11 protein-coding genes are annotated in these 13,587 nt (G+C 72.0%); all 11 read right to left on the bottom strand.

What is annotated here, in order from left to right; translation table 11 throughout:
• Positions 1–143: 143 nt before the first annotated feature.
• Positions 144–1,007 carry a TylF/MycF family methyltransferase gene (locus tag AB0B48_RS05630; RefSeq protein WP_357196362.1) on the bottom strand — a complete coding sequence of 288 codons (864 nt, stop codon included), beginning with the start codon at positions 1,005–1,007 and terminating at the stop codon, positions 144–146.
• An 87-nt stretch (positions 1,008–1,094) separates the two neighbouring features.
• Positions 1,095–3,104: a hypothetical protein gene (locus tag AB0B48_RS05625; RefSeq protein WP_357196360.1), complete on the bottom strand. Its 2,010-nt coding sequence runs from the start codon at positions 3,102–3,104 to the stop codon at positions 1,095–1,097.
• Positions 3,104–4,303: a glycosyltransferase gene (locus AB0B48_RS05620; RefSeq protein WP_357196358.1), complete on the bottom strand. Its 1,200-nt coding sequence runs from the start codon at positions 4,301–4,303 to the stop codon at positions 3,104–3,106. Before AB0B48_RS05620 ends, AB0B48_RS05625 begins: the two co-directional genes overlap by 1 nt.
• Positions 4,303–5,250, bottom strand: a complete 948-nt coding sequence (locus AB0B48_RS05615; protein WP_357196355.1) for a glycosyltransferase family 2 protein — start codon at positions 5,248–5,250, stop codon at positions 4,303–4,305. The genes AB0B48_RS05620 and AB0B48_RS05615 overlap by 1 nt, the downstream gene beginning before the upstream one ends.
• Positions 5,247–6,563, bottom strand: coding sequence for a hypothetical protein (locus AB0B48_RS05610; protein ID WP_357196352.1), 1,317 nt, complete (start codon positions 6,561–6,563; stop codon positions 5,247–5,249). The genes AB0B48_RS05615 and AB0B48_RS05610 overlap by 4 nt, the downstream gene beginning before the upstream one ends.
• The gene (locus tag AB0B48_RS05605) at positions 6,560–7,726 is read right to left on the bottom strand and encodes a glycosyltransferase (protein ID WP_357196349.1); all 1,167 of its coding nucleotides are present in this window, start codon (positions 7,724–7,726) and stop codon (positions 6,560–6,562) included. Before AB0B48_RS05605 ends, AB0B48_RS05610 begins: the two co-directional genes overlap by 4 nt.
• The gene (locus tag AB0B48_RS05600; RefSeq protein WP_357196347.1) at positions 7,719–9,026 is read right to left on the bottom strand and encodes a glycosyltransferase family 2 protein; all 1,308 of its coding nucleotides are present in this window, start codon (positions 9,024–9,026) and stop codon (positions 7,719–7,721) included. The genes AB0B48_RS05605 and AB0B48_RS05600 overlap by 8 nt, the downstream gene beginning before the upstream one ends.
• On the bottom strand, positions 9,026–9,877 hold the full coding sequence (locus AB0B48_RS05595; protein WP_357196344.1) for a class I SAM-dependent methyltransferase: 852 nt from the start codon (positions 9,875–9,877) through the stop codon (positions 9,026–9,028). Before AB0B48_RS05595 ends, AB0B48_RS05600 begins: the two co-directional genes overlap by 1 nt.
• Complete coding sequence (locus AB0B48_RS05590) at positions 9,877–10,725, bottom strand: class I SAM-dependent methyltransferase (RefSeq protein ID WP_357196341.1); 849 nt, start codon at positions 10,723–10,725, stop codon at positions 9,877–9,879. The genes AB0B48_RS05595 and AB0B48_RS05590 overlap by 1 nt, the downstream gene beginning before the upstream one ends.
• Positions 10,722–12,287 carry an oligosaccharide flippase family protein gene (locus AB0B48_RS05585; RefSeq protein ID WP_357196338.1) on the bottom strand — a complete coding sequence of 522 codons (1,566 nt, stop codon included), beginning with the start codon at positions 12,285–12,287 and terminating at the stop codon, positions 10,722–10,724. The genes AB0B48_RS05590 and AB0B48_RS05585 overlap by 4 nt, the downstream gene beginning before the upstream one ends.
• Positions 12,280–13,401 carry a sugar transferase gene (locus AB0B48_RS05580; RefSeq protein WP_357196335.1) on the bottom strand — a complete coding sequence of 374 codons (1,122 nt, stop codon included), beginning with the start codon at positions 13,399–13,401 and terminating at the stop codon, positions 12,280–12,282. Before AB0B48_RS05580 ends, AB0B48_RS05585 begins: the two co-directional genes overlap by 8 nt.
• Positions 13,402–13,587 lie beyond the last annotated feature (186 nt).

Genomic DNA, 13,587 nt, shown 5'->3' with positions numbered 1-13,587 from the left:
CTCCCTGGCTCTGGGGTTCTGTTTGGGGGGTGTGGTGGGGGGTTGCCCATCGCGTGGGGGTCGTTTTTCCTTTGCGCAGTTTTTATTTTGTGGGGTTATTTGCCGACCTCCACCCCCACCCGCCGACTTCTGTGGGGCCAGGTCTAGCGCGACCGCCGCCAGTAGCGGCAGGTCCAGTCCACCTGGTGCAGCTCGTCCTCGATGCCGTGTTCGGCGCGGAAGTCGTCGACGGCCTGTTTGCAGCCACGTACCGCGTGGTAGTCGTCGATGATCACGTAGCCTCCGACGGAGAGCTTCGGGTAGAGCGAGCGCAGCGCGACCATCGTCGAGTCGTAGAGGTCCCCGTCGAGACGCATCACCGAGATCTGCTCCACCGGCGCTGTCGGCAGGGTGTCCGAGAACCAGCCCTTGAGGAACCGGACCTGGCCGTCGAGTAGCCCGTACCGTTCGAAGTTCGCCTTCACCTGCTCCAACGACACCGCCAGGAAGGGCACCTGCCAGAGCGCGTCCTCGACGTCCTCGACCCGGTGGGGAGCCGGCTTCGGCAGGCCGCGGAACGAGTCCGCGACCCACACCGTCCGGTCCCGGTCGCCGTAGGCGCGCAGCATCCCGCGCATGAAGATGACTGCCCCGCCCCGCCACACACCGGTCTCGATCAGGTCACCGGGCACGCCCCGCTCCAACACGTCCTTGACGCATCGCTCCAGGTTGTCCAGCCGCCGCAGCCCGATCATGGTCTCTGCCTCCGGCGGCCAGTCCCGGCCGGTGGCCCGCGCCTCCGCGTCGAACGGGAACTGGAGCACCAGCTCCAGGCCCTTGCGTCGCAGCAGGTGCCGGCCGTGCTGAAGGATCCGGCCGTGCAGGGAGCCCTGACGTGGCTGGTACGGCATCCACGTCTCGCGGAAGACGTAGCGGGTCAACGCCTTCTTGAGCAGATCGCAGTAGAGGGCGCGGGGGTCGTCCAGCGACGGCTCGGACGCCTGTGTGGGTATCAACATCTCACTCATCGGCCTGTCTCCTTGTCGGTGTCGTTTGTAGCCAGCTGGTCGGGCCGCCTGTCGTGGGCGGGCCGCCGACCGTTGCTCCGGCCGTCGTCAGCCCCAGCGATCGGCGTCCCCGACGGCTACCGCCCGTCGCAGCACCACGGGCCCGGTGGAGGGTCGTTCCGCACTCGGCCGCCCGGCGGCCAGCAACTCCTGCCCGAAGACCGGCCAATGGTCCGTGTGGTTGGCCACCGGGGCGTCCGGGGAAGGCTCCGGCAGCGCTGCCTCCACCACCGGTGACCGCCAGGCCGTCTCGGGCCGGGCCAACGGTCGGCCGAGAACACCCGCCACGGCGGGGGAGCCACCCCAGGCCGGAGCCGCCGGCTCGGGCTGGGCGGTGGGCGTCGGTACGTGCTCGGGCCGGTCCGGGGCATCCGTCACCACCGGGTTCGGCTGGGTGATGGCATCCTCGATCCGGGTCGGCTCGGCCGGTGCCTCCGGGGGCGCCACGACGCCGCCCCCGGTGCTCTCGACCGGGTGACGCTCGACCGGCACGCTGCCAGCCGTCGCGCTTGCGACCGGCTTGCGGTGGACGGGCGTGCGCTCGACCGTCGTGCCCTCGACCGTCCTACCCTCGACGGTCCTGCCGGCCGTGGCCGACTCACCCGAGCTCTGTCGGCGGTGCCGTCCGGGCGGCCCAGACTTGTCCTCGACCAGGGCACTGACCAGCTCACGGATGACCGCGCCCTGAGCGCCCGCCTTCGTCGCCGGCAGCGCCAGGGCATCCTGGGTCGCGCCCGGCACCAGGGCCGGTTGCTCGCTGCTCGACCGGTGGTCCGGTCGGGGCACCGCTCCGATGACCACGACCCCCGCCAGCGGCAGCCCGAGCTGTTGCACGAGTCGGGCCGCCCGGGTGCTGTCGTCCAGGTTCGTCCGGCCGGCGCGGACGACCAGCAGCACGCCGTCCGCGTGCTGGGCGAACGCCGAGATCTCCCGTCCGGCCAGGATCGGCGGCGCGTGGACGATCACGCAGTCCTCGTCCTCGCCCAGCGCGTTGAGCAGGCCGCCCAGCTCGTGCAGGGCCTCCGTGTCGGCGCCCTCGCGGGGCTCGGCCGGCAGCACGGTCAGGGTGGGGAAGTCGACCAGGCGCACCGGCGGGCACTTCTGGGCCAGCACCTGCTGCCAGGTGTGCGGTGCCTCCGGGAAGTGTCCCGACAGCACCGGGTCGCGTACCGCCCCGTCCACCAGCGTCGCCCGACAGTGCTCATCGGCCATGCCGAGACCGAGCAGGGCGGTCACCAACGCCTTGCCGTCGTCGTCGTGCGCGCTGGTCACCAGCAGCCGACGACGGGGCAGGGGAGCGGTGAGCACACTGAGCGTCGAGATCGTGGCGCGCACCGCGTCGGCGACGTTGGTGCGGGCGTACAGCGCGGCGGCGTGATGGCGGGCGAAGCGGCGCGGCAGCTTCGGCAGCACCCCGACCACCGGCAGGCCCAGGCGCGCCTCGATCTGGCCGATGTCGCGCAGCCGGCTGTCGAACCGGTCGCGCAGCATGGTCGCGCCCCAACCGGCCAGCAGCCCGGCCAGGGCTCCGAGCACGCCGTTCAGCAGCGGCCGCGGGAAGGCCGGCCGGGTCGGCGGGCTGGCGGTGTCGAGAACCCGTGCGTTGATGCTGGTGGAACCGCCCATGTCCAGTCGGCCCAGCTGTTGACTGACGGCGCGGGAGGCGGCGTTCGCGATCGCGGCGGCCTGCGTGCCGGTTCCGGCGTTCGCGTGCACGGTGATGATCTGGAGGCCCAGTTCGTACTCGCCGCTGACGTGACCGAGCACGGCCCGCTCGGGAAGTTGCAGTGAACGCGCCGCTTCCAGCGCGACCTCCCGGGACCCGACAAGTCGGGCGATGGTGGGCGTGAGGTTCTGCGCGAGGGTCAGATCCGCCGGTCCGTCCTCGTTGGTCTGCTCGGCGCTGACCAGCACCGAGGCCTCCGCCTCGTAGCGCGCAGGGAGGAGCTGGGTCACTCCCTGGGCGGCGGCCAGGCCCGCGCACAGGCCGAGCAGCGGTACGCCCACCCGGCGCCAGGAGGCACCGAGCAGACCTTTGACATCTATCGACGCGCTCATCAGGCGATCGCCTCTCTGGTTGGGTGCCCGGCCTCGGCGGGCGATGTGCGCAGCGACCGGGCCGGGGACCGCAGTCCGCGCCAGGTCGTGCAGAGGGTCTCGGCGATCCGGTCCCAGCCGAACTCGGCGCCGGCGCGGGCCAACCCACGGTTGGCCAACTGGCCGGAGAGCGCCGGGTCGTCGCGCAGCCGCGCGAGGCGGGCGGCGAGCGCGGAGACGTCGCCGGCGGGGAAGACGAGACCGGCGTCGCCCACCACGTAGGGGATCTCGCCGACGTCGCTGCCCACGACGGGTACGCCACAGGCCATCGCCTCGACCAGCACCCGGCCGAACTGCTCGCGCAGCGGGATACCGATCCACGGAAGGGTGTTGCGCTGCACCACCTCGATCGATGGCATCGCCAACACGTCCATGTCGTTCAGCAGCGTGGGCAACTCGGCGTGCCCGGCCCAGCCGTGCCGGTGCACCCGGCCCGGTCGGCGCGCGGCGGCCCGTTCGATCTCGGCGCCGAGGCTGCCCTCCCCGACCAGCGACACGTCGCAGTCGATCAGCTCGGCGGCTCGTAGCAGGTCGACCACGCCCTTGTGCGGCTCGAACCGCCCGACGAACCCGACAGTGAACGGCCGTGCGACCGGATCGGTGGGCAGCGGCCGGAACATCCGGGTGTCCACGCCGAGCGGCACGATCGTGGCCGGGCCCCGGTAACCCTTGATCCGCAGCACATTCAGCGCCGCGGGTGTGATCGGGAAGGCGTGGTCGACGGAGAGGTAGGACTGTCGCTCGATCCGGGGGAACGGCACCGGAAAGCGGGTGACCACGTTCTGCGCGGCGTACAACGTGGTGGGCACCCCGGCCCAGCAGCGTTGACGCAGCCGCAGCGCCTGCCAGGTGGTGAGGTACGCGGCCTCGCCGATGACGTGCAGGATGTCGGGGCGGGCGGTGGTCACGTCGTGCTGGCCGGGCAGCCGGAACAGCACCGAGGCCATGTGCCCGGTCAGCGACTCGCCGAGCAGATGCGGGACGACGTGGTACCGCAGCCGGTGGTGTCGACGGGCCAGCCGGGCCAGTTCGCGTCGGGTCGTCGGGGACACGTCCGCGGCGAGCACAGTGAGGGTGACGTCCGGCTGTTCACACAGGACGTCGAACAGGTCCGTCCAGTGTTCGGTGCGCTTGCCGACGACCGTTGTCAGGACGTGCATCACGCTCCTCCTCTCGTTTCAGGTCTGTTGACAGCGATTCGGCCGACGCGGGTCCAGGCGCGCAGCCGGGCCGTCCCGGCCCGGGGTTGCACCGGCATCCGCGCCCCGGCCAGTCCGATGCCGATCAGTGCGCGCAGCAGCACCACGCCGCGTACCGCGCGCAGGGTGCCAGCGCGGTGGCGGGCGAAGAACCGCAGCATGCTGCGGTACAGGTGGGGCCAGATCCAGGCCGGGTCGGAGCTGCTCGCCCCGCCGGTGTGCACGGCGGTCACCGAGGGCACGTACAGCACCTGGGCGCCGTGCCGGGCCGCCTGGAGGCACAACTCCTCGTCCTCGTAGTACAGGAAGTAGCCCTCGTCGAGGCCGCCGATTGCCTCGAACAGGTCGCGACGCACCGCCAGGCAGGCACCGGAGAGCCAGTCCACAGCCACTGGCTGCGCCCCGCGCACACAGGCGTCGTACGCGGCCCGGCGCTGCCGACCGCTGAGCAACCGTCGCAGCGAGACCGGCACCAGCGACCCACCGAACCGGCTGGCCAGCACCGTGGCGAGGGATTCGAAGCGGTGGGCGCTGATCGCGACCCGGCCGTGCGCGTCGGTGAGCCGTGGCCCCGCGATGCCCACCGACGCTCGGTCGCGTAGCACCCGGACCAGTTCCGCCACCGCACCGGGGGTGACCACGCAGTCCGGGTTGACCAAAAGCACGACGTCGGTGTCGACCCCGGCCGCGGCCCGGTTCACGGCGGTGGCGAACCCGGTGTTGGTGGGGCTGGCGAGGACCGTCACCTCGGGGAAGCGGCGTCGGACGAGCTCGACAGTGCCGTCGGTGGAGGCATTGTCCACCAACCGCACCGGCACCTGCGCCTGCCGCAGCGCGCTCAGGGCGGCGACGATCTGTCCTGCCGAGTTGTGGGTGACCACCACCGCGGTGGCGTCGGCCGCGCTCATGCCGCCACACCCGTTCGGGCCAGGACGTCGCGCAGCAGCGGCGGTTGTGCGGTTCGCCGCAGCCGCGTCCCCTCGTGGTGTGCTGTGAGGAGGGTCAGCGCCGGCAACAGGCCCAACTCCCAGTGCCCGTCGGTCGGCGCGGCGAAGAGGGCGGCGGCCAGGAAACCGCAGCACAGCGCCGCGAACGGCAGCGCGATCCCGTCCCGACTTTGCAGGCCGACGCGGATGCTGCGCAGGATCGGCCAGAGGACCAGCAGGAGGCCGACCAGCCCGAGGTTGGCCAGCACCGTGACGTAGAAGGCGTGGTACACCGGACCGACGTCGGTGAAGGTGAAGCCGGACAGGTAGATGTCCGGCGTGGTCTGTCCGAGGCCCGCCCCGACCAACGGCTGGTCGGCGAAGACGCCCAGGCCCACCTCGGACTCCACCCCCCGGTAACCGGCGGACTGCTCGAACCCTTTGGTGATCTCCGTGGCGCGCTCCCGTACCCCTGGTTGCAGGGCCAGGATCGCGGCCACCGCGACCGCCGCCGCGGCAGTGGCGGCCAGGCCGGTGCGGACCGTGCGACCGCCACGAACCAGCATGATCAGCCCGGTGAGTGCCGCGGCGAGCCAGATCCCCCGGTACGACGCGAGGAGCACGTCGACGGCGAAGAACCCGCCGAGCAGGAGGGCACCGGCCCGACGCCAACCCCGCACCCGACCGGCGATCCAGATCAGCGCGGGGATGGCCATGAGGGTGATGAGCCCGCCGTGGCGCCCCGGTGCCGTCACCGAGATGGCGGTGAAGGCCCCCGCCAGCACCACGTACAGGATGCCGGCGGCCAGGATCCGACGGGGCGTGGTGAGGGTGTGGGTGGCGACGAAGAAGTACACCGGGATCGTGGCCACCTGGTACGCGGCGACCAGTACCTCGGCCGGGAGGTTGCCGACGGCCAGGCCGTAGGTGGCCGCCACGACGGTCAACCCGACCAGGACCAGCATCCCCACGTCGGCGGCGGTACGCCGGATGCCCCGCTCCGCCCCGAGCCAGTGGCGGGTGGCCAGCGCGGCACCGCCGGCGGCCAGCAGCAGCACCTTCACCGCGATGTAGCCGCGCACGTCGCCGCCGCTGAGCACAGCACCCACCACGGCGCCGCCGATGATGCCGACCGGCAGCACTGCCCAGGGCCAGAGCAGGAACGCGCCGAAACACAGCACTCCGACGGCGGCGGCCAGGCCGACCGGCCCGGGCAGCAGGGTGACCACTGTCACCACACCGCCCAGCGCGGCCCCGGCGAGCACCACACCGGGCGCGACGATCGGCACTCTCATCGCGGCAACCCCGCCAACAGGGAACGCAGCTGGACGCCCCGCGCCGACCAGCTGTTGCGGGCGGCGACCTCTCGGCGTCGGGCGGCGTCGTCGGGCGCGCCGGCGCGGTCCAGCGCGTCGGCCAGCGCCGCGGCGAAGCTCGCCGGGTCGCCGGCGAGGGCGATGGTGTCGCCCAGGGACCGCAGCGCCGGCAGCGGCGTCGCGACGACGGGCTTGCCGAGGGCCAGGTATTCGTAGCACTTCTTCGGGTGCACGTAGTCGATCAGCCCACCAACCCGGTAGGGGATCATGGTGACGTCGCAGGCCCGCAGGATGCCCGGCACGTCCGCGAAGCGGACTGCGTCGACAAGCACCACGTTGGACAGTCCGGCGAGCGGGGCACGGCCGGCCCGGGTGGACGGCCCGACCAACACGAACGTCCACTCCGGGTGGGCGCGCGCCACCGAGGCGACCAGGTCCGCGTCGAAGGCCCGGGTGTCGACCGCCCCGCTGTAGCCGATCAGTGGTCGGCGCAGGCCGAGCAACCAGGGTGCGACTGGGCCGTCCGGCGAGAAGCGGTCCGGGTCGCATCCGTTCGCCAGGACCACCGGTGCCGGGTCGGAGGTGGGCATCCGGTCGGGTAGCGCGGTGGACGAGGCGAGGACGAGGTCGGCGGCGCCGACGGCGGAGCGCAGCGCGCGGCGCAGGTGCCAACGGTTCCAGGGGCGGGTGAACGTCCAGTCCAGGTCGGTGGCGTCGTAGACGACGGCGGACGCGTCCAGCCGGGCGGCGACCGGCGCGGCCAGGTCCTCGTCCAGCCAGAGCAGTCGTACGGATGCCCCACGCCGGCGGAACCAGCGGCCCAGCACCCGCGCGGCGAGCCAGCGGTTGACCCGGTTGACCGGAGGCAGGTGCCTACCGAACGGCAGCAGCGCCGGACCGGCGCACTGCCACAGGCCGTCGGCCACCTTCCGGACCTGGACCCGCCAGCGCGGGAGGTGCCCGGTCGGGTCGACGAAGAGAACCCGGTGGTCCACGGCCAGCTCGCGGGCCAGCGCGTGCTGCCGGTGGGCGCCGTTCGCCCACGGCGTGCCGCTGAAGATGACCACCCAGTCGCGGTCGCCGTCGGCGGGCGGCACGACCGCTGCGGCCGCCGGTTGCAGGGTGCTCGTGTGCTCAGCCACGGCCCGACCGTTCCATCGGCCGTGGCGCTTCGGCGGGCAGCAACTCGTCCTCGCCGAGGCGGCCGAGCACCGGGCGGGCGCGCTCGTCGTCGAGTCGCAGCAGTCGGGCGCCCGCGTGCCGGTCCAGCCAGCCACGCAGTGCTCCGGCCGCGATCCGCCGGTTGATCCAGTTGAGAAGCGGCACCGCATCACCCAGCGGCAGCGCTGTCGGTGCGACGGCGTGCCAGGCCGCCGCACCGATCGGGGTCACCTCGCACCGCCAGCGCGGCCGGCGTCCCGGCGGGTCGACGAAGAGCAACCGTTGCCCGGGCGCCAACTGCCCCAGCACCGCCGAATGCCCGTCGACGGACCATCGGGTCCGGCTGAACAGCACCACCCAGTCGCGGGTGTCACCGTCGGGCAGCGGACCGACGTCGCCGCGCAGCGCGGCGAGCAGGTCGCCCAGGCCCAGCTGTACGGATCGACCGAGGAGCCGCTTGACCAGGTGGTCGGCGAGCAGCGCGGCCCGGAACACCGGCAACCGGTACCGGGGCTGGGTCAACCGCAGATACCCGACCAGGCTGCCCAGCAGGTGTCGGAAGCGGATGGTCGGCCCGAGCAGCCGGCAGGACGCGCCCCGGCTGTGCGTCACCACGGCGTCCGGGAGCATCCACAGCTGGTGCCCGGCCTGGTCGAGCTGCCGCGCGAGGACCGCGTCGTTCCAGTAGACGGGGAACGCCTCGTCGAAGATGGTCTGTTGTCCGAGCACCGAGCGGCGCAGCAGCATGCAGCTGCCCGAGGCGAGTTGCCGGGGGCGGCTGAAGTCCTCGCCGCGCATCTGGAACCGGTGCAGTGCCTGGCGGAACCCGGGCAGCCGGCGCAGCGCGGTCACCAGCGCGATGGTGGCGGTGAAGCTGGGCTGTTGGACGTAGTGCTGCTGGAAGGTGCCGTCCGGGTTGAGGTACAGCGGGCTGACCCCCGCCACGTCCGGCCGCTCCCGCAGGTGGTCGATCATCCGCGACAGCGCGCCCGGATGGAACCGGATGTCGCTGTTGAGCAGCAGGATCAACTGCCCGTTCGCCCGGCGGTACGCCTGGTTGACGGCGGCGGCGAACCCGGTGTTGTGGTTGTTGCGGATCAGCCGGACCCGGGGTTGGTCGCTGAGCATCTCGGCCGAGCCGTCGGACGAGCCGTTGTCGACGGCCATCACCTCGTAGTCCAGGTCGGGGTCGACTGTCGAGGCCAGCGACTCCAGGCACTGCCGGGTCTGCTCGCGGGTGTTCCAGCTGATCAGGAGCACCGACAGCAGCGGGGCGGTCATCAGGACACCGCCCGGTCGTCGCGGCGGGCGAAGATCCGCAGCAGGTCGCCGAGTTGTGGGTGCGTCACCCGGGGCGACCGGCTGGCGGCGACGTCGGCGACCAGCAGATCGCGGGCGTTGCGCAGCCGTGCCGCCGGTTGCCAGTAGAACCGGGAGAAGACCGTGTCGTGGGAGATCACCCGGAACCCGGACTCCACGAGCATCCGGACCAGGGTGTCGGGGGTGAAGTGCCAGCGGTGGTAGCGCGATTGGAGGCCGGGCCAGTCGGTGCCGAGTCGGTTGGCGGCGGCGGAGGCGATGTTGGGTACTTCGAGGGCGAGCCAGCCGCCGGGGGTGAGGGCGGTGTGTGCGGCGTGCAGGAAGGCGCGGGGGTCTTCGACGTGTTCGAGGACGTGGAAGGCGCAGACGACGTCGGCGGTGAGGGTGGGTGCGATGGTTTCGAAGTAGCCCTGGCGTACGGGCATGTGGAGGTGGTCGCGGGCGAAGGTGGCGGCGGTGTGGCTGACTTCGATGCCGCTGGCGGTGATCCCGGCCTGGTGGGCGGCTTCGAGGAAGTAACCCCCGGCGGGGCCGGCTTCGAGCAGCACTGTGGGACGGACTGTGGAAAGCAGCCAACGCAACCGCCGGCTCGCCTCGAACCGACGCTGACCGGCGGAGGCGAAGTAGTCCTGGTACCCGCCGGTCGCGTAGTAGGCCTCGTCGTACAGGTCCTCCGGGGTTGCGGAGCTGCCCGCAGTCCAGACGAAGCCGCAGTCCGGGCAGCTCCACAGCAACTCACCGAGGGTCGGCGAATGCCCACCGGCGCGGCCGCAGAGCTGGCAGCGGACCAGCTCGATCCCATCCAGTTTCATCAGGTGCTCCGTCCGGATCGTGGCGTCCGGGCGATCACCCGGAGCAGGTCGCCGAGGCGTGGGTGGGTCAGCCGCGGTGAGCGGAGCCCGAGCACGTCGGCGGGGAGTAGATGTCGGGCGTGCCGCAGCCGGTAGGCGAGCGGCATGTAGTAGCGGAAGACGGTGGTGTCCTGCCGGACCACCTCGAAGCCGAGGTCGGTCACCAGCCGGACCAGCGTGTCGGGGGTGAAGTGCCAGCGGTGGTAGCGCGGTTGCAGGCCGGGCCAGTCGGTGCCGAGTCGGTTGGCGGCGGCGGAGGCGATGTTGGGTACTTCGAGGGCGAGCCAGCCGCCGGGGGTGAGGGCGGTGTGTGCGGCGTGCAGGAAGGCGCGGGGGTCTTCGACGTGTTCGAGGACGTGGAAGGCGCAGACGACGTCGGCGGTGAGGGTGGGTGCGATGGTTTCGAAGTAGCCCTGGCGTACGGGCATGTGGAGGTGGTCGCGGGCGAAGGTGGCGGCGGTGTGGCTGACTTCGATGCCGCTGGCGGTGATCCCGGCCTGGTGGGCGGCTTCGAGGAAGTAACCCCCGGCGGGGCCGGCTTCGAGCAGCACTGTGGGACGGACTGTGGAAAGCAGCCAGCGCAGCCGCCGCCGTGCCTCGAACCGGCGTGGCGCGGCCCGGAAGTAGTCGTCGTAACCACCCTCGGCGAAGTAGTCCTCGTCGTATCGCCCGTCCTCGGCGGCCTGCTCCTGCGCGGTCCAGCTGAAGCCGCAGCCTTCGCAGCGGCGCAGCAGCCCGCCGAGTCGGGGCAGGTGGGCCTGCCGTGGCCCACACAGCACGCACCGCGCGGTGCGGTGGTCGACGCTCATCGCGGACCGCCCGTGCTCGGCGACAGCACCGCCGTCGGCGCGCGCAGCAGCCGGTGCAGTCGCAGCCGGTCGCTCGCGCCCAGGTGCCCGCCGGCGATCAGCAGCGCGCCGGCGACGAGCACTGTCAGACCCGCCCGGGACGACACGGCGAGGGCGGCGTCGAGGCGTCCCGGACCGTCCGGCAGGAGCTGGCTGGCCGCCGTCGTGACCAACCCGGCCGCGGCGGCCGCGGCGAGCGGCGGCCAGATCGCCCGCGCCAGCGGGGCCAGCGGCCGGTCCGTGGCGCTGTGGAAGTAGACAAGGAAGTACCCGGTGCTGAGCACCACCGCCAGCGCTGTCGACAGCGGTACGCCGAGCGGCCCGCACAGCAGCAGCATCGGCACGGTCAGGACCAGGTTGAGGACGACGGAGAGCAGTACGTACCGCGTCTCCAACCCGGGCCGGCCCTCGGCACGGGCCGCGATCGTCGCCGCCCCGGCGATCAGGTTGAGGGCGTACGCGGGCGCGAGGATGATGATGTTCGCTGCGGCCCAGGGGACCTGGTGGCCCAGCCAGAGCCGGACCAGCGGATCGGCGGTGACCATCAGCGCGGCGGTGGCCGGGGCCAGGAACAGCGCGAGGTACCGGGTGGCGGTCAGGTAGAACCGGTCCAGCCAGCCGGTGCCCTGGGACACCGTGCGGGCGACCGCTGCGGGGAACAGCGCGATGAGGGCGAAACCCGGGGGCAGGCGGAGCAGGTTGAGCAGGCGACTGCCCAGGTCGAATCCGCCGGCCACGGCCGGGCCGAAGGCACCACCGAGGATGAGGCGATCGAGTTCCACATTGACGATTCCTGCGCCGCTGGAGACCTGCACCCGCAGGCCATAGCCGCCGATCCGCCGCATGTCGGCGACGTCGGTCCGTCCCCATCGTGGGGACAGGTCCGGGCACTGGCGGTGGGTCGCCGCGGCGAGCAGGAGGGTACGGATCGCCCCGGTAGCGGCGGCCGAGGCGGCCAACGCCACCAGGCCGCCGCCGAGGCGTACCACCAGGATGGCGAGGGCTGCCCCGAGGATGGCGGTGCCGGCGCTGATCGCGGCGAGTGATCCGTACCGTTGGCCGCCTTCGAGTACGGCCCGCCACGGCAGTTCCACGGCGCCGGCCACCAGGCCGACGACCAACCAGAGGGTGGCCTGCCACGCCTCGTCGGCCAGGTCAGCGAGGCGCAGCGGCCCGACGAGCCACGGCCAGCAGGCACTGAGCGCCCCCAGGGTGAGCAGGCCCAGCAGCACGGCCCAGCCCAGCCCCAGCCCGAGCAGCCGACGTACCAGGTCGCGGTCCGCCGGGCTCTCGGCCCGCGCCACCTCGCGGACCAGTGCGGAGCCGAGTCCGAGGTCGATCAGGGCGGCCATCGCCAGCAGGCCGGTGAGCACCACCCAGATCCCGAATTCCCGTGGCCCGAGCTGCTGGTAGACGACCGGCACCGAGACCAGTCCGGCCACCGCCGCGACCATCCGCGCGGCCAGCATGCTGGCCGTGTTGCGGGTGACGCGGCTTTCCACCGCGTGGGTCGCGTTAGCCACGGGGGAACCCGCGGAACAGCTCGACGACGGTCAGCAGGAGCAGGGTCAGGTCGACCCGCATCGAGCGGCAATTGAGGTAGAGCAGGTCACACCGGAGCTTCTCCTCCACGGTGGCCGCGTATCCGCCGGTGAGCTGCGCGATGCCGGTCAGCCCCGGCCGGATCAGGTGCCGCAGGTCGTAGTCGGGCAACCGGGCGAAGCCGGCGATGAACTCCGGTCGTTCCGGGCGAGGCCCGACGAGGCTCATCTCGCCGCGCAGCACGTTCCAGAGCTGGGGCAGCTCGTCCAGCCGGGACCGTCGTAGCCAGCGACCCAGTCGGGTGATCCGGACGTCGTCCGGCAGGGCCAGGACCGGGCCGGTGGTCTGCTCTGCGCCGACCCGCATGGTCCGGAACTTGACCACCCGGAACAGGCGGCCACCCGTGCCGACGCGCTGCTGGAGGTAGAACGGTGGGCCGGTGAACGACACCACGGCGGCGATCACCGCGATCAGTGGGATCACCACGAGGGCACTGAGCAGGATCACGCCGAGGTCGAAGAGCCGCTTGAGCCGCTCGCCTCGGGGTCGACCGGCGCCGCCCGAACCCAGCCGGATCCAGGGCAGCCCACCGAAGCGCGCCATCGCGGGTGCCCGCAGCAGACCGTAGACGGGACGGGCCAGCACCATGATCTCGACGCCGGCACTCATGCAACTGGTGATGATGCGGTCGTCGATGCTCTCCAGGGAGTGCTTGAGCAACAGGAGTCGAGGGCGGACGCCGGCCAGCACTCTGGCGAACTCCTCGGCGCAGACCGGCACCGGGAGCCGGACGGCCACGTCGAACTCCTCGTCGAGGCGGTCGGGCGTGGTGGCCGCGTCGTTCGCCTCGAGGACCACCACGCGGGCCCGCCGTCGGTGCTGGTCGGAGCGGGTGGCCTGCTCGTAGCGGGTGAACAACTCCTGAAGCTGCAGCGGGATCTCCGGGCGTTGTCGCGTCTCGGACTCTGGTGCCCCGGCGAGGTCGTGGGAGGTTGCGCTGTCGTTGCCCGGCAACGGAGCTGAGTCCGCGGTCACGGGTTCCGGGGTCTTCCTCAACGCGCCGACCTCCATCTCCGTCAGGTGGTTCGAGGGCATGCGGATGAGCACCCCGGAAGTAAGCTACTAGTCACAAAAGCCCCATTAGTCCCGGATAGGTAAAAACAGGACTTTTCGTCCTCAACCTCGCATAGCTACCCAAACTATTGGGCGAAACATCCCTTTAGTAGGTATTCAGTGAGTTACGGTCGTGCCGGCCGTCCGGTTGCCGCTGAGGGCCGACAA

Origin of the sequence: Micromonospora sp. NPDC049089 (assembly GCF_040648775.1) — a bacterium.
Classification (GTDB): domain Bacteria; phylum Actinomycetota; class Actinomycetes; order Mycobacteriales; family Micromonosporaceae; genus Micromonospora.
Note: the sequence above shows the minus strand (reverse complement) of the source record. Positions and strands in the feature narration are given on the sequence as shown.

What these genes read in the sequence shown, in the direction of transcription:
- AB0B48_RS05590 (WP_357196341.1), bottom strand. Translation starts at nt 10,725, where the DNA reads ATGAGCGTCGACCACCGCACCGCGCGGTGCGTGCTGTGTGGGCCACGG.
- AB0B48_RS05630 (WP_357196362.1), bottom strand. Translation starts at nt 1,007, where the DNA reads ATGAGTGAGATGTTGATACCCACACAGGCGTCCGAGCCGTCGCTGGAC.
- AB0B48_RS05595 (WP_357196344.1), bottom strand. Translation starts at nt 9,877, where the DNA reads ATGAAACTGGATGGGATCGAGCTGGTCCGCTGCCAGCTCTGCGGCCGC.
- AB0B48_RS05625 (WP_357196360.1), bottom strand. Translation starts at nt 3,104, where the DNA reads ATGAGCGCGTCGATAGATGTCAAAGGTCTGCTCGGTGCCTCCTGGCGC.
- AB0B48_RS05580 (WP_357196335.1), bottom strand. Translation starts at nt 13,401, where the DNA reads ATGCCCTCGAACCACCTGACGGAGATGGAGGTCGGCGCGTTGAGGAAG.
- AB0B48_RS05620 (WP_357196358.1), bottom strand. Translation starts at nt 4,303, where the DNA reads ATGCACGTCCTGACAACGGTCGTCGGCAAGCGCACCGAACACTGGACG.
- AB0B48_RS05610 (WP_357196352.1), bottom strand. Translation starts at nt 6,563, where the DNA reads ATGAGAGTGCCGATCGTCGCGCCCGGTGTGGTGCTCGCCGGGGCCGCG.
- AB0B48_RS05615 (WP_357196355.1), bottom strand. Translation starts at nt 5,250, where the DNA reads ATGAGCGCGGCCGACGCCACCGCGGTGGTGGTCACCCACAACTCGGCA.
- AB0B48_RS05600 (WP_357196347.1), bottom strand. Translation starts at nt 9,026, where the DNA reads ATGACCGCCCCGCTGCTGTCGGTGCTCCTGATCAGCTGGAACACCCGC.